At 26.9% G+C, this 20,483-nt stretch carries 14 protein-coding genes and 2 pseudogenes; 5 read left to right on the forward strand and 11 right to left on the reverse strand.

Features of this window, described 5'->3' with window-relative positions:
* Positions 1-147 precede the first annotated feature (147 nt).
* The 9 genes from EXC60_RS06330 to EXC60_RS01510 form a co-directional block, all read right to left on the reverse strand.
* Positions 148-1,104: an ABC transporter permease gene (locus EXC60_RS06330; RefSeq protein ID WP_129619870.1), complete on the reverse strand. Its 957-nt coding sequence runs from the start codon at positions 1,102-1,104 to the stop codon at positions 148-150.
* Positions 1,104-3,173, reverse strand: a complete 2,070-nt coding sequence (locus EXC60_RS01470; RefSeq protein WP_129619872.1) for an ABC transporter permease — start codon at positions 3,171-3,173, stop codon at positions 1,104-1,106. Before EXC60_RS01470 ends, EXC60_RS06330 begins: the two co-directional genes overlap by 1 nt.
* On the reverse strand, positions 3,173-4,723 hold the full coding sequence (locus tag EXC60_RS01475) for an ABC transporter ATP-binding protein (protein WP_129619874.1): 1,551 nt from the start codon (positions 4,721-4,723) through the stop codon (positions 3,173-3,175). Before EXC60_RS01475 ends, EXC60_RS01470 begins: the two co-directional genes overlap by 1 nt.
* A 20-nt stretch (positions 4,724-4,743) precedes the next feature.
* Positions 4,744-6,018, reverse strand: a complete 1,275-nt coding sequence (locus EXC60_RS01480) for a BMP family ABC transporter substrate-binding protein (protein WP_024544086.1) — start codon at positions 6,016-6,018, stop codon at positions 4,744-4,746.
* A gap of 275 nt (positions 6,019-6,293) precedes the next feature.
* A complete protein-coding gene (locus tag EXC60_RS06335; protein ID WP_129619876.1) occupies positions 6,294-6,752 on the reverse strand; it encodes a hypothetical protein in 459 nt (152 codons plus the stop codon).
* Positions 6,753-7,515: 763 nt separating this feature from the next.
* Positions 7,516-7,812: a thioredoxin family protein gene (locus EXC60_RS01495; protein WP_024544385.1), complete on the reverse strand. Its 297-nt coding sequence runs from the start codon at positions 7,810-7,812 to the stop codon at positions 7,516-7,518.
* Between the two features lie 29 nt (positions 7,813-7,841).
* On the reverse strand, positions 7,842-9,281 hold the full coding sequence (gene proS, locus EXC60_RS06340; RefSeq protein WP_024544384.1) for a proline--tRNA ligase: 1,440 nt from the start codon (positions 9,279-9,281) through the stop codon (positions 7,842-7,844).
* 14 nt (positions 9,282-9,295) lie between these two features.
* Positions 9,296-10,270 carry a hypothetical protein gene (locus EXC60_RS06345; RefSeq protein ID WP_024544383.1) on the reverse strand — a complete coding sequence of 325 codons (975 nt, stop codon included), beginning with the start codon at positions 10,268-10,270 and terminating at the stop codon, positions 9,296-9,298.
* Positions 10,271-10,284: 14 nt separating this feature from the next.
* Entirely contained in the window at positions 10,285-11,484 is a 1,200-nt protein-coding gene (locus EXC60_RS01510; protein WP_024544382.1) for a phosphopentomutase, read from the reverse strand.
* Between the two features lie 344 nt (positions 11,485-11,828).
* Here EXC60_RS01510 and pyk point away from each other — a divergent pair, with 344 nt between their 5' ends.
* Positions 11,829-13,250, forward strand: coding sequence for a pyruvate kinase (gene pyk, locus EXC60_RS01515; RefSeq protein ID WP_024544381.1), 1,422 nt, complete (start codon positions 11,829-11,831; stop codon positions 13,248-13,250).
* A gap of 215 nt (positions 13,251-13,465) precedes the next feature.
* Positions 13,466-17,308, forward strand: coding sequence for a coiled-coil domain-containing protein (locus EXC60_RS06350; RefSeq protein WP_129619880.1), 3,843 nt, complete (start codon positions 13,466-13,468; stop codon positions 17,306-17,308).
* A 224-nt stretch (positions 17,309-17,532) separates the two neighbouring features.
* On the opposite strand, the pseudogene EXC60_RS01525 reads toward EXC60_RS06350, so the two are convergent.
* Positions 17,533-18,461, reverse strand: a pseudogene (locus EXC60_RS01525) (RNA polymerase sigma factor); the annotation flags it as partial.
* Positions 18,462-18,525: 64 nt separating this feature from the next.
* Positions 18,526-18,675: a hypothetical protein gene (locus EXC60_RS01530; protein ID WP_165283162.1), complete on the reverse strand. Its 150-nt coding sequence runs from the start codon at positions 18,673-18,675 to the stop codon at positions 18,526-18,528.
* A 193-nt stretch (positions 18,676-18,868) separates the two neighbouring features.
* Here EXC60_RS01530 and EXC60_RS01535 point away from each other — a divergent pair, with 193 nt between their 5' ends.
* The 3 genes and pseudogenes from EXC60_RS01535 to EXC60_RS01545 form a co-directional block, all read left to right on the forward strand.
* Positions 18,869-19,042 carry a hypothetical protein gene (locus tag EXC60_RS01535; protein ID WP_165283163.1) on the forward strand — a complete coding sequence of 58 codons (174 nt, stop codon included), beginning with the start codon at positions 18,869-18,871 and terminating at the stop codon, positions 19,040-19,042.
* 6 nt (positions 19,043-19,048) lie between these two features.
* On the forward strand, positions 19,049-19,435 hold the full coding sequence (locus EXC60_RS01540; RefSeq protein WP_129619882.1) for a hypothetical protein: 387 nt from the start codon (positions 19,049-19,051) through the stop codon (positions 19,433-19,435).
* Between the two features lie 64 nt (positions 19,436-19,499).
* A pseudogene (locus EXC60_RS01545) lies at positions 19,500-20,428 on the forward strand (RNA polymerase sigma factor); the annotation flags it as partial.
* Positions 20,429-20,483: the final 55 nt, after the last annotated feature.

Genomic DNA, 20,483 nt, shown 5'->3' on the forward strand with positions numbered 1-20,483 from the left:
AAGTAACAATTAATAATACGTAAAATAGAATTTGAAGAATATGTTTCTTTTTAATTGCTTCAATAATTTTTTTTCATAGAAAAAATTATATATTATAAAAAAGTTGAAAAACAAGTGGATGTACCACTTGAAATAAAGGTTTGAAGTTTATCGCTTAGATTTATCATATGCAATACCCGAAGCAGCAGGTGCATGTGATTTTTTGGCTGTTGCAATAACAATAATTAGAGTTAGGAAATAAGGAATAACTAAGAATAAATCACGTAATGGTTTAAGATTTAAATAAAAGTTTGGTGTTGTATATGCAAATGAATATAATAATGCAAAAACAAATGAAATTGAAGCAATAATTCCAACATTTCATTGACCCATAATCATAATTGCTAATGCTAAATATCCAAATCCATTAACATCACCTCTAAATGCCGCGGAAAATGAATGAGCAAAGAAAGAACCTGCAATTCCTGCCAATGCACCTGATATAATTACACCTTGTCATTTGTAACTATTAACATTAATTCCGGCAACATCAGCTGCTTGTGGATTTTCACCAATACTTCTAAATCTAAGTCCTCATTTTGTTTTATATAGCATAATAGAAGACACTACAATAACTGCAATCACAATAAAAGTTTTAAGTGAAAATATTTCTCAAATAAAGCCTTTAGAATCTTTTACTGATCATCTTAATTCTTCAACTAGCATTTTTGGTGCTTTCGAATTATTTCCATAAATGTTTAATAAAATAAGTGCAATTCCAAAAGCTAATAAGTTAATTGAAAATCCTGAAATTGTATGGTCACTTTTTAATTTAATAGTCGCAAAACCATGAAGCAATGAGAATAATGCAGCGCAAATCATTGCAAATAACATACCAACAATTTGTCACCATGGACTTGTTCCAATTGACTTAGAGCCAAATCAAGTATATAGTTGTTGTGTAAACACTAAATAAGTTGCAGCACCTATCACCATCATTCCGTTAATGCCAATATTAACAATACCAACTCTTTCACTAAACATTCCACTAATTGAACTAATTGCAAATATTACAAAATAAATAATTAAGTAATTGTAAATGCTTGAAAGTAAACCATCTGGCATTATTGTTTACCTCCTTTAGCATTAAAATATGCATAAAAATATTCATTCATAAATTGTTGATAAAGCGCTTCAACTTGTTTTTTATAATCAAGTAAAATATTTCTCATAATAGCACGATGTTGTTGTTTTATATCAACATTTTCATACTTGCCTAATTCATAAGATTTATGATCATATTCTCTTTTTTTAGCAGCAATTTGTGAAAATTGTTCAAGAGTTTGTGCACTTGTCATATTTTTATTAATTGCTAATTGCAAAAATGAGTCTTTGTGAAGATTGTGTTCTTTTTTAAGTGCTTGCAATTTTTGTTGATTTGACATTTCATTGATTTCAAATTGTTTAATGTCACATTGAAATGTTATAGTAGTGTCTAAACTTAATGATTTAATTTGATTTAATAATCTTTGTTTTTCATCAATTAGTTGTTTAACTTGGTGATTATTTTTTTCATAATCTGAAGTTAATTTTTGATTAATTGACATTAAATCTTGTTTTCTTTGTTTTTTAAGTTCTAAAATCTTTTGATTTTTATCATTGACAGTTGACTTTTTAACCAAAGAAATTTTTGTAGCATAATATTCTTTAATTTGAATTTTATTTACTGCATACAAATACTTATTATTTAATTTTAATTGGTTAATTTTTACATTTAAAACATCAAATTCATCATATTTTGCAATTTTTCTTGTTAAGAAGTCCTCTTGAATTAATAATTTTGTTTTTAAATTCTCATATTTCTTAGTTAGAAGTTGAACTTTGTTTAACATACCTTCTTCATTTGCTTTGCAAATATTCATACGAATCTTATGCATGTTAACTTCATAATTTCTATCTAAATTTGCAATTTTTCTCTTAATAAATCTTAATTTTAGTAACAACCAGTATTTTTTATATGACATTTTAATGCACAATTTTCATAAAAATTGTCCTGGTTTAAATGTCATAAGAATTTGTGAAATTGCAGCAAAATATAAGATTAATGCAGTAATAATTTTTATGTAATCTGCTTTCAAACTTAATGGATATAAAGTGATATAAATTGTTCCATTATATAAAGTTGAATAAAAAATTGCAGTAAACAAGACACCAATTGGTGAATTTAATGCCAATAAAGATACTGCGATTGCTTCGAAACCTAATGGTTGTAAAACATCGGCATCAACAAATGTTCCTTCTTTAAAAATATATAAATAAAATCCAGCAAGACCGGCTAATGCACCAGAAAATCCCATAACTAACATAGTTAATAATTTGTCATTAACGCCCATATATTTTCCGTTAGTTTTTGAAATTCCTAACATTTTGATTTTATAGCCAGTTGTGGTAAATCTTAAAATAAATCAAAATGCAAAAACTGATACTAACAATAAAACAAACCCTAAAATCATAAATAAGGTTACATTTTGATCGCTTATCGAAAATACACCTTTTGCAGTTCCCGTATATTCACTTGAAATAAATGTCGCTTTTTTATCAGCAGAAAATACATTTGAATGTGAAGAAAAAATAAATGAGCCTAAATAAACAATTATTCAATTAAGCAAAATGGTTGTTATAACTTCATGAACATTTAAATAAGCTTTCAATGCTCCAGCTAACATTGCAACTAAAAATGACAATACAATAGTTCCAATTAGACCTAAAAACAACATATCGGCGCCCAAATTTTTTTTATTTAGTGTTACAAACATTGAAAATGAGAAAATTGCACTAATCATCATTTGACCACTAATACCGATATTAAATAATCCTGACTTAAATCCAATAGCACATGCCAACCCAGAAAATCCAAAAATTAGCAAATATTTGTAAAAAGTAGGCAATGAATAGCTGCCAAAACCTTTAACAATTTGTGAAAAAAACAAGAATGGATTGTTTTTTGAAACAATTGCTATAAAAATCATTGCAACAATTAGACCTAAAACAATTGCTCAAATTGAAGACATAACTTTTCTTCAACCCTTTTTTGTTTGATCTAATTTAACAAAACCTCTTATTTTTGCACCAAAATCTTTTAGTTTTGAAACAAAAGAGGTGTGATTTGCTTTTTCATTTACATTAGTTGACATTACACACCTCCTTTAGTTTCATATGTACTTGATGACATATATGAACCAATTTCAACACGTGAAATTTGTTTAGCATCTTTTGTTGTAACAATATATCCATTATTAATAACTGCAATAGTATCTGCTAATGCAATAACTTCATCTAATTCATAAGAAATTAATAATATTGCTTTGCCTGCAGCTTTTTCTTTTAATATTTCACTGTGAATATTATTAATAGCACCAACATCTAATCCTCTTGTCGGTTGAACAACTATAATAAAATCATGTACAGTTTCAATTTCACGACCAACAATAAATTTTTGTTGGTTTCCCCCAGACATTGAACGGGCCAATGTTGTTCCTTTTCTAGCACCTCTAACGTCATATTTGTCGATAATTTTTTGTGTAAATGCAAATTTATTTTTATTTTTAATAATAGATAGAAATTGAAATTCTTTATCTCATAATCTTCTTAAAATAGCATTGTCAGCAACACTATAATCTAATATTAATCCATGATGATGTCTATCTGCAGGGATATATGACATTTTCATCTTACTTCTTTTATAAACATTAGTTTTTGTAATATTGTAAGAAACGAAATTTCCATCTTTATCTTTAAGATTTAATTTAATTTCTCCATTTGCTGGTTTTACCATACCTGAACATATTTCTTCAAGCTCATTTTGTCCATTTCCTTCAACGCCTGCAATTGCAAAAATTTCGCCAGCATGAATTTTAAATGAAACATCATGCAAATTCTTTCTTAATTTATGTGTTGAAATGTTATTTAGTTTAAATATGACATCTTTTCTTTCACAAGCCAACGTGTTAACAATATTTTTAACACTAGAGCCAACCATAGCTTCAACTATTTGTGAAAGTTTTACATTTTTCATATCAAAATTACCAACAACTTTTCCTTGTCTCAACACTGTTGCATAATCTGCGACTTGTTCAACTTCTTTTAGTTTGTGTGAAATAAAAATTATTGTTTTCCCAGCATTTTTAAAAATATTAAATGACTTAAGAAGTCCTTGAATTTCTTCATCAGTCAAAACAGCAGTAGGTTCATCAAAAACTAAAATTTCATTATCTCTAAAAAGCATTTTCATAATTTCAACTTTTTGTTGAGTTGAAACAGTTGCATCACCACTTTTTTGATTCAAATCGAAATGTAAATCATAAACATTTTGCAAGGCTTTAATTTTTTTAATAGCAATATTTTTATCTAAAATAATTCCATTATGCGTTCATTCAGCACCTAAAATAATATTCTCCAAATTAGTATATACATCAACAAGTTTAAAATGTTGGTGTACCATACCAATTCCTAATGCATTAGCATCATTAGGTCCTTTAAAAAACACACGATTATTGTTAACTAAAATTTCGCCAGCATCAGGTTCATATAAACCAAATAGTACTGACATAAGCGTACTTTTGCCAGCACCATTTTCTCCAATCAAAGCATGAATGGAACCTTTTTTAATTGCAAATGAAATATCATCATTTGCTTTGATGCCAGGGAATTGTTTAGTTACATTAACAAATTCAATAGCATTCATATTATGAAATATTCTTTTCTTTAATTTCTCTTGTTAATTTCTTTGATAATTTCTTTTAATCTATCTACAACTTTTTCAATTTCTGCACCACTTTGGGTAGCTTTATTACCTAATAATCATTTAAGTTGTTCTTCATTTAACCCATTAAATTTAGCTTTGGCAGTATTTAAAGCATCTTCTGCTTCTTTTTGTTTATCGCCTGTAATGTGAGTATCAGTTAAACCAACTCACCCATCTTTAACACCTTTTACTAATGAACTATTAGTTTTTCCTTCTTCATAATTACCAATAAATGATTTGTCATTAGTTAATAATCCGCCTAATGTATCATAAACTGCTTGACCAATTCTTTTTAAAATTGAAGTAAAGAATCTTTCTTTATTTTTAGGAGCAGTAAGTGCTTGGTCAGAGTCTACACCAATAGCATATTTAGTATTAAATTCTTCCTTGCTAGTCATTATATTTGTAGCAGGGCCTGCAACAGGTAAAACCAGTTTTGGATTTTTTGCTAAAACTGCATTAATAACAGAATTCATCTTATCATTAGGTGCAAAACCCGAATCTAATGCAATTACTTCATCAGTAATTTTAATTTTTTTGCTTGAGTCAGTTTGTTCACTATTTCATTGTTGAATTCCTTTTAGAAATCCTTCATTAAAATCAGTTACACCAGGAAAATCTCCACCACCAAAGGTTGAGGCAGTTCTATCTTTTTCATTAGTGTTTGAAGATAAAAATTTAGCTGCTGCATAACCCGCCATAAATCCACCTTCTTTGGTTTTAAAGTTTAATGAAATACCACGACCTTCTGGAATATCAGCACCTTTAAGATCAAAATCTAATGCAATTAAAGTAACTCCAGCTTTTTCCATTGCAGTTTTATTTTTAGCGTAAAAGTCCTTAATTGCGGCTTGGTGCATAAAACCAGGTAGTACTCAATATTTATATCCTCCAGCTAATGCAGCATTGTAGGCAGCACTAAAATCACTACCTGCAACTTCAAAGATATCATATTTATCTAAACCTAATTTGTTTTGATTAGCAATTTTCAAAAGGCCTTCTCATGCAGATTGGTTAAATGATTTATCATTTAAGTCGCCACCATCTGTGATAACGGCCATTTTTGGAACGCTTTGTGTATTTTCCAATTTAAATTTTGAGTTTTCTTTAACATCAGCAACTCATTCAGTAGGTGATTTAGGATGTTTTGGATCTCCACATGCTACCATTGTAAGTGGAGCAATTGCAGATGAAACAACACCTAATGTCAAAAACAATTTAGCGAATTTTTTCATTAATTTTCTCCTTATTTTTTTATTCAAACAAATTAGTGTCACTATCACTTTTGTAAGAATAACTAAATTATAAAAAATAAGGCCCGCTTTATTTTAAGATTGTGAAAATTTTGAGAAAGTTGAACATAAAATCAAAAAATGCCATGCCTAGCATGACAAAGTAAAGCACTTGAACTACTTTAGTTTTTTAAATTAACTAATCTTAAATAAAATTTTTTGTGGAAATGTTAGAACATTTAGTCCATTAATCATTTAAATTATTTTAATGTTTCTCTTTACCATAGCAACAAGTCTTTAATGTTGCAAGTTCAGTTACTATTATTTAGTTTGTTTTCCTTTTGATATTCGATTAAGATTAATTTAAAGAAATAATCATTTGTGACAAATGTTAAATTCTCTTCGTCTTTTAATATTTCTAACAATTCATAATAATTTATGTTTTTCTTGTCAAACGTAATAGCAAGTTGCATAATGTTTTCTTGTTCTACATTAAATGATGTTAATTTGTTTTTTAATAAATCAGCATTAGGTGTAACAATTTGTAAAATAGGATCTTTTTGAGATTCAAAATATTGTTTTATTTCTATAAGTTGTTTTGAGACTCATAATGTCATATCACTTGATAAATTTTTTTCATCAATGTTTGCAGCATAACATAATTTATCAAGTTTAGCAGTTAAATAAAATGCTTTGCTATCCAAACTTTTATAGGAAACTAATATATAATTACTCATCTCGCTAATATTCGACTTCTATTCATATTTTCGGCAACTTGAAATGTAAAACATAAAACTCCACTCGCTATTAACAAAACTAAAAATATAGTAAACAGTAATGAATATGATTTAACTCCAAATTTTTCAACTGCAACAATAGCAAAAGTCAAAGTAAGAAAAATTCAAAGCATAAATTCAAATGGCTATTTTCAAAGTATAATAAATCGCAAGTTGTTTATATAACTTAATTTGTGTTTTTATCATTTTCCTTTTTGTTAAATTAAAAAACATTCAAAGTTTGTTTTTTTAATCAAAGTCTATATATTAAAGAAAGTTTAGAAGCAATAACTACCATTTCAAAAAGCATATATAGTCTACTAGAATTTGCAAGTGTTCTATATACTTTAAACATTCAATTAGTTACATAAGAATAAAATAAGATAAATGCTAAAAATACCAAAATAACAAAAATGTATAGTACAAAATCTAATGTACTTAATTTATATATCATTTTTCAGTTAATCATTTCTGAGCATACTTTTAGACTAAGATAAAAGTATGCAAATAACCCAAGACCAATACATAATGTTAAAACGAAAATAAGATAAGTAAATGCAACTGCTAGATGCTTTTTTCTAATGCTTTCTATCAAAACTTTTCCTTTCTTTTCTTTTTTTAAAACAAAAAAAATAAGAAAAAACATTATAAACAAAAAAGCATTTTTTAAGTATTAAAAAAGATCACTAAGTTAATAGCAATCTTTGTAAGTTAAATTATTTAATTAAAACATTTTTAGTAAATCTTCCATAGGCATATAACCAGCAGATTGATTTACTAATTTTCCATCTTTGTAATAGAAAAGTGAAGGAATTCCATTAACATTCATTTCACGTGCAAATTCAATGTCTTTATCAACATCAACATCAAATACATTAATATCTGGATATCTTTGAGCTAGTGTTTGAAGTTCAGGTCCAAGCATTTGGCAAGGTGGACATCAAGTTGCTCTAAAAGCTAAAATTGCTTTTCCTTGTAAATGTCTATTATTTAAATCTTTTTTTGTTGTTTTTTCAAGCATAACTGCCTCCTTTTTATAAATTATATAGTTTAATATGCTTTTGCGAAGATTACTATTTTATCAGTTTTTTTACCAGTATAAAAACAATTATTATTTTTTAAATTAATTGGACATTCAAATGGAATGCATCTCGATGATGCACCAGTTTGTTCTTTAATTGCAAGCTCATCATCAGCATTTCCAGCAAAATGTGTTACAACCCACTTATTTTGTGCAATGTATTTTTTAAATTCTTCAAAATCTTTTGCTTCTATAAAATTAGCATATGTTCTTTTCTTAGATTCATTAAACAAATTAGTTTGAATGTCATCTAAAACATTAGAAACTTGTTTTACAAAATCTTTTAAATTAGAAATGTCTAAATTTTGTTTAACTAATGTGTCTCTTCTAACTAAAATTACTTGATTATTTGCAACATCCTTAGGCCCTATTTCGATTTTTAAAGGTGTTCCATGAATTTCAGAGTTTGCAGCCTTAAATCCAGGGTTTTTGTCGCTATCATCAATTTTTACACTAAATTGTTTTGATAATAATTTTTGAAGTTGTAATGCTAATTTATGAACTTTTGGTTCTTTTGAAGCAAAAAGTTCAATAATATCAATTTGTGTAGGTGCAATTTTTGGAGGAATTACAATTCCTCTATCATCACCATGTGCCATAATTAATGCACCAATTAATCTAGTACTTAATCCTCAACTTGTTCCATAAGCATATTCATATTCATTAACTTTATTTTTAAATTTAACATCAAATACTTTTGTAAAATTTTGAGCTAAATAATGACTTGTTCCAGATTGTAATGCCTTGCCATCTTTCATCATAGCTTCTATTGTTAATGTAAATTCAGCACCTGCAAATTTTTCATGTTCTGTTTTATAACCATCTAAAACATAAATAGCTAAATAGCTTTCAACAAAATGTTTATAAATTTTAAGCATCTCTAAGGTTAATTTTTTAGCTTCATTAGCATTAGCATGAATTGTATGACCTTCTTGTCACATAAATTCACGTGTTCTTAAAAATGGATTTGTAGTTTTTTCTCATCTTAAAACATTTGCTCATTGATTATAAATTAAAGGTAAATCATTATAAGATTCGATTTCATTTTTGAAAAAATCGCCAAACAAAGTCTCGCTTGTTGGTCTAATAAAATACTTTTCATTAAGTTTCTTACCGCCAACTTCGGTTACTGTTGCAAGCTCAGGATTAAAGCCTGACAAATGGTCTTTTTCTTTTTGCAATAAACTTTCGGGAATTAATAATGGTAAATAAACATTTTCAACATTTTGTTTTTTAAATAAAATGTCTAAATTTTTGTGGATGTTATCTCAAATAGCAAATGAAATTGGTTTGAAAATAATCGATCCTTTCGAACCACTATATGCCATTAAATCACCATTTTTAATAACATCAGTATATCATCTTGAAAAGTCTTCTTTTTGTGGAGTTATTTTTTCTAATTTCTTCATACTCTTCCTTAATATTATTTATTATATTGAAATTCTTCTAACTCTTTTTTAACTTCACAAATTGATAAATAAGGTTTTTGCAATTTATTAAAATTATTTCTAAATTCACGATATTCTTTTTCATTTGCAAATGTTTTAATATGTAAAAATTTTTGCAAGCAAAATTGTGTTAAAGGAGTTGATAAAATCAATGTTCCAAATAATAATATATCTAATAATATTGCCTTAGTCCACAATAGTTTGTTTGAAACATCTTTAATTGGATTTTGCATAAATAAAGGTCTAGTTGGATCAATGAAACGGTATAAATATCTTGTTGCATCATGCCCGGCTTCCATTTTTTGTTCATAAGTCCCAACAGTACCATTATATGCTTTAGAAAATAACATGCTAAACATAATTAAATAGCAAATAATATAAAATGCAACATAAATTGTTGAATATCAAACGTCTTTTTTAACCATAACTAAATCTTGCTTTGCAAAGCCATAACCCGCAAGGCCAATAATTAAGGTTAACCCATGAGATACAAAGACATGTAAATACTCATGAAATTTTTTAGTTTCATCTGACATTTTATTAAAACGATTATGTAATTCCATGCTAATAAAAATTCAATAAATCACAACACCAACAATGAATAAGGTAATTGCAAAATTCAACCTTCTAGCAAAAATTTGAAATTTCTTATTCACCGCATAATTGATTAACGCCGCACCGATAAAAACATTAATATGAACTGTTAAATAAGTAAATCTCATAGAAAAACTAATCAAACCGTTTTTTAAATCTGCTTTTTCAGCAATTGACAAATTTTTCTTAAATAACAATAATGTTCCATCATTTAATGCAGTATCATAAAATAATAAATCGTTAATTAAAGAAATTGCAATAATGCTAATAATAAAAATTCCACATCAAAGTGAAACTTTTCTTGAAATCGACATTTTCATATGCTGTTTTGACCTAATAATATTTGTTTCTTTCATATTCTTTCCTTAAACTATATTAGCTCATCAAAAATATCTTCACCGGTTGAAACTAAAGGAACATTAAAGTTTCTTGCAATAATATTGCCAACAGTTCCAAGCCCTTTTAAAGGTGTTTTTAAAACATGAGGTTGTTTAAATAGTTTTGAATAAATTGTTAATGGCAATGCTTCTCTTGTATGATCTGCACCTTTGAATGTTGGATCATTGCCATGGTCTGAAGTCATAATTAGTAAATCATCTTCTTTCATTGCGTTAATTAATTTTCCTAATTTAACATCTAAATTTGAAATATTTTGACTATACCCATATGCATCTCTACGGTGCCCAAAATGACTGTCAAATTGTACTAAATTAACAAAAATAAGTTGATTTTGTGACTTTGAAGATGCAATATCAATTGCAATATCCATATTTTCGTTATCAGATGCCGGGCCATATACTTTATCAATACCAATACCTGAAAAAATATCATGAATTTTTCCGACACCGATTGTTTCGATATGAGCTTTTTGCAAATCTTCTAGCAAAAGATGTGCAGTTGGTTTAATTGCAAAATCATGACGATTAAATGTACGAATAAATTTTCCATCTTCAAAAACAAATGGCCTTGAAATAACTCTTGCAATATTTCACTCTGGTCTTGATGAACAAATTGCCCTTGCTTTTTTAGCATATTCATTTAACTTTTCAATACCTAAGGTTTTTTCGTCTCCGCAAATTTGCAAAGTAGAGTCTGGGGAAGTATAAACAATCATATCTCCTTTTTCCATATGTTGATGGCCTAATTCTTCCAAAATTTGCATTCCTGATGCATGCCTATTACCAATAATCTTTCTACCATCAAATGCTTTTGAAAGTTCATCAATCAATTCTTTGGGAAATCCATGATCAATAAATAATGGACATGGGATTTTTGTAAAAATTCCCATCATTTCTCAATGACCTGTTAATGTGTCTTTAGCATTTGATTGTTCATAAATTTTGCCAACATATGCTAATGGATGCTTGTTTCTTGCAACATGTCCAGCTATTTGTGCAACTTCAGTAATACCTAATTTTGTTCAATTAGGAATGTTTAATGGCAAAACTTCAGAAGCATGTAAAAAACTATTTGCTCCTTTATCACCAAATTCTTCTTGTCTGGGTTCATAGCCAATTCCTAAACCGTCGGTGATAATTAAAAAAATTCGATTAAATTTAAATTTTGACATTATATCTCCTCAATATAATAGTTACTAAAAAATAGTAAACCATAAAATTATAATACAAATACTTATAAATATGTAAATCAAGCATGTATCGACAAGATGGCAATTTCAAATTTCACCTATAATTTAGTTACGTTTTGAACTAGACGTAACATTGAAAAATTAGCTAAAACAGAGTACATACCTAGCATTTTATTTTTGCAACTATCTAAAATTAATTTAGCAAAACATTTTAACATTTATTTTGCCTAACATTGTTAATTTTAAGTTGCATGGGTTTCGTATATAACAATATTGTGCTATTATTTTATTAGAAGTTTTTTTAATATTTTTAAGGAGCAATAATGATTAAATTTAATGAACTTAGAACCAAGATTGTTGCGACAATTGGTCCTTCTTCAAACAATCATGAAACATTAACTAATTTAGTTAAAGCTGGTGTTTCAACAATTAGGGTTAATTTTTCTCATGGTAATGAACAAACACATAAACAAGTTTATGATCTGACAAGACAAGTTTCAAAAGAATTAGAAGTTCCACTTTCTTTAATGCTAGATACTAAAGGTCCTGAAATCAGAGCTGGAAAAATGAAAAATGATGTTTGTGAAATTAAAGCAAACACTATTTTAACAATTAAAACTGATGAAGATAGTTATAAAAATTTAATAGGTGATGAAAAAACAATAACTGTTTCATATTGTATGGATAAAGATGTTCATAAAAATGACAAAGTCTTGCTTGATGATGGTAAATTGGTTACTATTGTTAAAGAAATTAAAGAAAATGCTGTGATTGTTGAAACACAAAACTCACATTTTCTTAAAACGAATAAAAGAGTAAATATACCTGGAGTTGAATTCTCATTGCCTTTTTTAGGACAGAAGGATAAAAAAGATATTTTATGAGGAATTAATTATGGAATTGATATCATTGCTGCATCATTTGTAAATTCAGCAAAAAATGTTAATGAAATTAGACAAATTCTCAAAGAAAATAATGCCGAACATATTCAAATTTGTTCAAAAATTGAATCAAAAACCGGAATTGATAATATTGATGAAATAATTGAATCTTCTGATGCAATTATGGTCGCAAGAGGTGATTTAGGGTTAGAAATACCATTTTATGATGTACCTTACTATCAAAAGAGAATTATTAGAAAATGTCGTTTAGCAGGCAAACAAGTTATTGTTGCAACACAAATGTTAGACTCAATGGAAAAAAGTCCATTACCAACTCGTGCCGAAGTAACAGATGTTTATTACGCTGTTGAACTTGGTGCTGATTCAACAATGCTATCAGGCGAAAGCGCAAGTGGGCTTTATCCAGTTAATGCTGTTCAAACTATGGCTAAAATTGCACAAAGAGCTGAACTTGAATATTACAATGAATTATTCTATAGCGAACAATTGCAAGCAGTTGCTAAAGATGCAGATTCTAGATTAAAAATTGCATATGAAATTGCTAAAAAATTAAAAGATGGTAAATACAAATATGCTATTGTGTTATCACACACAGGTCAGCTTTTAAAAGAACTTTCAAAATACCGTCCAAATGCTTTTATTATAGGTATTGTTCATAGCGATAAATTAACAAATCAATATGGTATTACTTCAGGTATTTTTTGTGAACAACATTCTGAAACAATTAGATTAAAAATTAAAGAAAATCATGCAAATGCTAAGGTTGCATTAGAAAAATTCAACATCAAAAAAGGTGATAAGTTTATCGTTGCTGATAGTTTAAACATCACTGAACATACATACTAAGTTTCTTTTCTTAATAAGTTGTACTTATTAATTAAGCGGTTTTTTACCTAAAAACTTATTTAAAGACTAATAAATTTGCTACATTAAAACATTATGTAGCATTTTTTATTCCTTAAAAAGCATTTTTTTGTGTGAAATATCTCAAATGGCTTACTATAACGGTCATTTTCTTTTTGTTTTGCTAAAATGAATACACTTAAATTAAGGAGAATGTTATGGATATTTCCAAAAAGAAGAAAACAGCCATTATCCTAGGAGCTAGTGCTGCTGTTTTAGCAACGTCTGCAATTATTACAGGTATTGTGTATAGTAAGATGAATCGTCAAAAACCTATTGATGATGATCAAAAGATTATTGATGCTGGTATTTCACAAGATGACAATATCAACCAAAAACCAAGTAGCTGAGATTCAAAAACTGAAGAAAAGTTTAATAAACTTGTTAAATATGCTGAAGCATTAACTAGAGCTTTAAAAGCATCTTCTGCTAATGCTAGAAAATCAATGAGTGTTCAAAATCTTAAAAATGAAATAGAAAGACTAAAAAATCTAATTGACAAAGCTGAAAAAACTATGCCTATTTTAGATGAGTCTATCACTAACTTAGAAAAATATAAAGTTAAAAAAGATAAACTTACCGAAGTTAGAAATGAACTTAATAAAGCATTAAATGATGCCAAAGATGCATTAGACTTTGCTAACCTAGCATACAACAAAATGATTAATAATAAATCATTAATGCAATCAAAAATTAATGAACTTATCAAGTTAATTGATGAAACTATTAAGAAATCACAATTTGCAGTTTATCAAAAACAAATTAAGAGTTTTATTGATAAATTAACCGATTGTAATACAGTTGGTGATGGTTTTGTAAAAGATGCTGAAAGATTAAATTTAGAAACCGAAAAGACTAATTTAATTGCTGCAATTGAACGTTCAAAAGCAGAAATTAAACGTTTAGAAGAATTATTGAAAAATCCTCAAAGTGAAGAGCAAAAGAAAGAAGCATTAAAGAAAGCTATTGAACAATTTGAAAAAGATGTCAATGAAATTGCTGCTAAAGTTGATACAACAACTGATTTAGAAGATATGAAAGATCTTTCTAAACAAATTGATGAACTTAAGAATTTAGGTAAAGATTATAAAAATGATGCTGAACAACTTGGATTAAATGATGAAGCTAACAAAGTAAATAAAGCAATTAAAAAATTAGAAGATGCAAAAACTAAAATAGAACAAAAAATTACACAAAAAGAACAAGAAGTTGATAAATTAAAGAAAGATGTTAAAAAACTTTTAAAAGATTTAGATGTTGCAATGGGCGAATGTATCAATGCTAAAACTATTGATGAATTTGATGCTGCAATTTCAAAATTAGCGAAACTTATTGCTGATGGTGAAACTTTACTTACAAAAACCAAAGAAGCAAAATTAGTTGATGAAACTTCTGAACTTGAAACTAAATTAGAAAGAGCTAAAAAAGTTTTAGAACAAACTAAAGAAAAACGTGATGCAAAATCCAAAATTGTTGATGAATGAAAAACAAAAATTAATGATGAAATTAATGCATTAAAAGCAAAAGTTGATGCAACCAAAAATGCTAATACAATTGCAACACTAGAACCTGCATTGAAAGAATTAGAAAATGCAATTAACCATGCAAATGGTATTTTAAGTGATGCAAATAATTTTGAAGAAAAAACAAAAATTCAAGCTGAAATTAATCAACTAACACAAGCAATTGCTGATGCTAATGCTGAAAAACAAACATCAGCCCAAAGACTTGAACAACTAAAAAATATAAATGCTGAATTAGTAAGAAAAACTAACGAAGCTATTCAAAAAGCAAATGCAGCAATTGAAGAAGCGAAAAACAATCAAAATAGTGATGACAAATCAAAATTAGAAACCATTATTGCCAACTTAAATGATGCTAAAACTCAATTGGATACAACAAAAACCGAAGTTAGTCAAGAATCTTCACTTGTAAAACAAATTGAAGACAAAACAACCGAAGTTAATGAATGAATTACAAAAATTTCAGACCAAAAACAAAAGGTTGAACAAAAAGAAGCAGAAATTGCACAAAAGAAACAAGATATTGATGCTCAAATCAAAGAATTAGATAAGAAACAAAAAGCTCTTGAAGAAGCTTCAAAAGATGGCGACAAAAATAAAATCAATGAGGCAATTAAAAAACTTGAAGAGGAAATTGATAAAGCTAAGAAATTGCATGATGATAATAAAAATGAACCAAAACTTAATGAAGATAATCAAAAACTTCAAGATAAAATTGATGAAATTAATAAGAAAAATTTAAATGCTATTAAAAAGAGAATCAATGATACTGTTAGCGACTTGCAAAATGCAATAAATGATGCAAATTCTGCTATAAGTGACACTCATAATCTTGAAAAAGTGAATGCTGCATTAGGAAAAATAACAACTTCAATTACTAATGCAAATGATGTAAAACAAGATGTTGAGGCACATAAGGAACAATATTTAACTGAATTTAATAAATTGCAAAGTAAAATTGAAGAAGCTATTCAAAAGCAAAGCACATTACAAACTCAAAAAACAAACATCGAGAAAGAACGTGCTAAAGCAGATGAAGAATTTAACAAATTTAAAGAAAAAGTTAACAAAATAATTAGTGATTACGAAGCAAATAATACAACATCAGCTGCTGTAAAAAAATCAATTCAAGATTTAGAACAAGCCACACTAGATGCAAATGTTTTAGAATCTAAAACTCAAGTTATTGCTTACAATGCATTGCTTGCAAAGATTTCAATTCTTAAATCTACAATTTCAACTAATTTAGCAAAAATGAGACTTAAATTATCTCAATTAGAAGAAGCAGAACAAAAGGAAGAAGATAGAATTAATCAAATAAAAGCTGAAGTTAATACTATGATTTCTAATCTTAATAGTGGAATACATGAAGTTGAAAAAGAACATACTACATCAACTTCATTACGATCAGATATATCTGCTTTAGAATCAATAATAGAATTAGCAAAAAAATTATTGCTAAAAACTGATACAAGTCCAAAACTTTCAACTGAAAAAACAAATTTAAATAATAAAATAATTGAAGCTAATGCCGCTATTAAAAATGCTAATATCAAAAAACAACAATTAATAGAACAAGAAAACGCTATTCAAGAACTAGAAGATTTTTCAAATAACGTTACTTTAACTGTAAATGATAGGAATAGATTAGCATCAACAGTTTCACCTTCAGAATTAACATTAAATCAAACTAATACAAACTATGAAGTTAAATATGATAGTTGATTGAATCCAAATGATAAAGAAGGAAAATTAGAAGTCGAAGTTACAATTAAACACAAAAAATATCCAAAAATAAATAAAACTTATTTCTTGAAAATCTTTGATTTCAAGAAAACTTTCGAAATTCCTGAAATAACATCTAATTTTGAAGAATATCTAGATTTTAAAAAACATCCGGAAAACATGTTAAAAGACACTTTATTATCAAAAATAAATAAATTTAAAAATAAAACTATCGATGAAAATAAAAAAATATTTAATGAATTATTTAAGTTTAAAAATATTTTACCTTCTAATGTTGAATTCGATTATTTATCTTTAAATAATGATGGGTATAATGTTTCAATGAAATTTAAAGGAAGATCTATAGTTTCGCGCGATAGAGAAGGAACATTACATTATGACGATTTTGTCCAAGAAAAACAAATTAATTTAGAAAAACTAAATGACATAATTAAATGAGAAAATACTAGATATATTGCATATAGAGGATTTATGGCTGGAAATAAATATGTTTATTATGTAAATGATATGAATAATGAAATACATATTGATAAAGTGAAAGAAAAATTTAAAGACAAAATTTTAACCACTTCTTTAATTGAAGAAACATTAAATTGATTAGTACCAATATCTAAAAAATGAAGAGATATTTGCAAAGCATTATTTGATGAAAATAAAAATTCAGCAGGGTGAGTACACGGTGTTTATCCTTCGCTTTCAGCAAGACCGTTCAATGCTTATAATGAAAAATAAATTGAATATTTATTTTAGACCAGGAATGATTTATTTCCTGGTTATTTTATATTTTGCTTAATATATAAAAATTTATTTATCATCATTGGAAAATAGCGAGAACTTGAAATTTATTTTTTTCTTTAGTAAATTAAATACGAAAAAACGAAAATAATAAAATTCATGAAAATTTTCTTAAATAATTTTTTTATTAAAAAAAGATAGTTCTAACTATCTAATTTTAATTAATCTAAATCATATAATGTGTGTAAGAAAAATTCTTTTAGTTTTTTACGTTTTTGTGGATGTTTTAATTTTCTAATAATTTTGGTTTCCATTTGACGGATTTTTTCTTTAGTTTTACCATATTCAATTGCTAATTCATCTAACGTATGTGGTCTATAAGGATTTCCATTTTTGTCTTTACCAAAGCCAAATCTTTTCTTAATTAATTCTTTATCAGCATCTTCTAATGCATCATCAAGCATTTCATTTAATATGCTTGATAATTCCTCATGCGAAGCATAATCTGTTGGACTCATAACTGATTCATCTTTAACAAAATCAGAGAAACTTGAATTTTCTTCTTTTCCAATGTTTTTATCAAGACTTATAGGATCAATATTTATTTTTCTTATATACCTAACTTTTGCAGCGGTAAAATCATTTCCATATTTTTGAGCAATTTCTTCATCGGTAGCAGGGCGACCAAATTCTTGTTGTAATTCTCTTTCGATTTTAAGAATTTTATTAATTGTTTTAACCATGTGGACCGGGACCCTAATTGTCCTTGCTTGATCAGCAACAGCTCTTGTAATTGCTTGACGAATTCATCATGTTGCATATGTTGAAAATTTAAACCCTTTGTAATAATCATATTTAGAAACAGCTTTCATTATCCCGAAATTACCTTCAGATATTAAATCAATAAAGCTTAAACCTCTATTTTTATATCTTTTAGCATTATTAAGTTTCTTTTAACTAGCATATCTCTTGCACGTTTAAACTTGTAATAATTATTAGCATTTTCAGCTTCTTCCATTTTTATTGCTAAATCTCTTTCTTCTTTAGGAGTAAGTAATTTACCATATTTACCAATTCAACGCATATATCATTTAACAATATCATTAGTTTCAGTCAATTTATTTGTTAATTTGTCTGTTTTAAGAGACAATTCATTATCGTCTATGTATCATAATTTCTCAATAATGCATCAGCATCAAAATCATCATCTTCATCTATTTCCATTTATTAACATAATCATCAGTTTCTGATGTTTCTAAATCTTCATCTGCTTCATCAATTTCATTTAATTTACGTGAACTATCATCAAATTCTTCGTCAATATCAATTTCTTTATCGTCATTTTCTTCATCAAAGTCTTGCATTTTTGATTCATCAAAATCTTCATCTTCATCAAAGTTTTTAAGATCTTCATTATCAAATTCTTCTTGTTTATTTTTATTTGTTTTAGATTTCTTATTTATCGTATCAAAAAAATCAGTTTCAGAAATATCATCATCATCTCCAAAATCAACATCATTATTTAAAATTTTTAAATTAAATAATTAAGGAATTAAAATGAATAAAAAAGAAAAAGATATAACTAAAACAAAAAAAATCACAAAAGCTACTCTAGACAAATCTAAAAAAGAAAATAATGAAATCGAAAATTCAATTAATGCAATAATTGAACTAATTAAAAAAGAATCAAAAAAGAGAAAAAATAAAACATTTTCTCAAGAAGAAATATAGGAACTTTTGGATAAGAAAAAAGTTTTTATTGATGAAGATAGTGCTGATACTATTTTCAATAAATTATTTGATTTAAAATTTTTAAATAATGATGTTGATTTTGGAGATGATGATGATATTTCTGAAACTGATTTTTTTGATACGATAAATAAGAAATCTAAAACAAATAAAAATAAACAAGAAGAATTTGATAATGAAGATCTTAAAAACTTTGATGAAGATGAAGATTTTGATGAATCAAAAATGCAAGACTTTGATGAAGAAAATGACGATAAAGAAATTGATATTGACGAAGAATTTGATGATAGTTCACGTAAATTAAATGAAATTGATGAAGCAGATGAAGATTTAGAAACATCAGAAACTGATGATTATGTTAATAAATGGAAATAGATGAAGATGATGATTTTGATGCTGATGCATTATTGAGAAATTATGATACATAGACGATAATGAATTGTCTCTTAAAACAGACAAATTAACAAATAAATTGACTGAAACTAATGATATTGTTAAATGATATATGCGTTGAATTGGTAAATATGGTAAATTACTTACTCCTAAAGAAGAAAGAGATTTAGCAATAAAAATGGAAGAAGCTGAAAATGCTAATAATTATTACAAGTTTAAACGTGCAAGAGATATGCTAGTTAAAAGAAACTTAATAATGCTAAAAGATATAAAAATAGAGGTTTAAGCTTTATTGATTTAATATCTGAAGGTAATTTCGGGATAATGAAAGCTGTTTCTAAATATGATTATTACAAAGGGTTTAAATTTTCAACATATGCAACATGATGAATTCGTCAAGCAATTACAAGAGCTGTTGCTGATCAAGCAAGGACAATTAGGGTCCCGGTCCACATGGTTAAAACAATTAATAAAATTCTTAAAATCGAAAGAGAATTACAACAAGAATTTGGTCGCCCTGCTACCGATGAAGAAATTGCTCAAAAATATGGAAATGATTTTACCGCTGCAAAAGTTAGGTATATAAGAAAAATAAATATTGATCCTATAAGTCTTGATAAAAACATTGGAAAAGAAGAAAATTCAAGTTTCTCTGATTTTGTTAAAGATGAATCAGTTATGAGTCCAACAGATTATGCTTCGCATGAGGAATTATCAAGCATATTAAATGAAATGCTTGATGATGCATTAGAAGATGCTGATAAAGAATTAATTAAGAAAAGATTTGGCTTTGGTAAAGACAAAAATGGAAATCCTTATAGACCACATACGTTAGATGAATTAGCAATTGAATATGGTAAAACTAAAGAAAAAATCCGTCAAATGGAAACCAAAATTATTAGAAAATTAAAACATCCACAAAAACGTAAAAAACTAAAAGAATTTTTCTTACACACATTATATGATTTAGATTAATTAAAATTAGATAGTTAGAACTATCTTTTTTTAATAAAAAAATTATTTAAGAAAA

The sequence above is a fragment of the Metamycoplasma salivarium genome, assembly GCF_900660445.2.
Lineage (GTDB): Bacteria > Bacillota_I > Bacilli_A > Mycoplasmatales > Metamycoplasmataceae > Metamycoplasma > Metamycoplasma salivarium.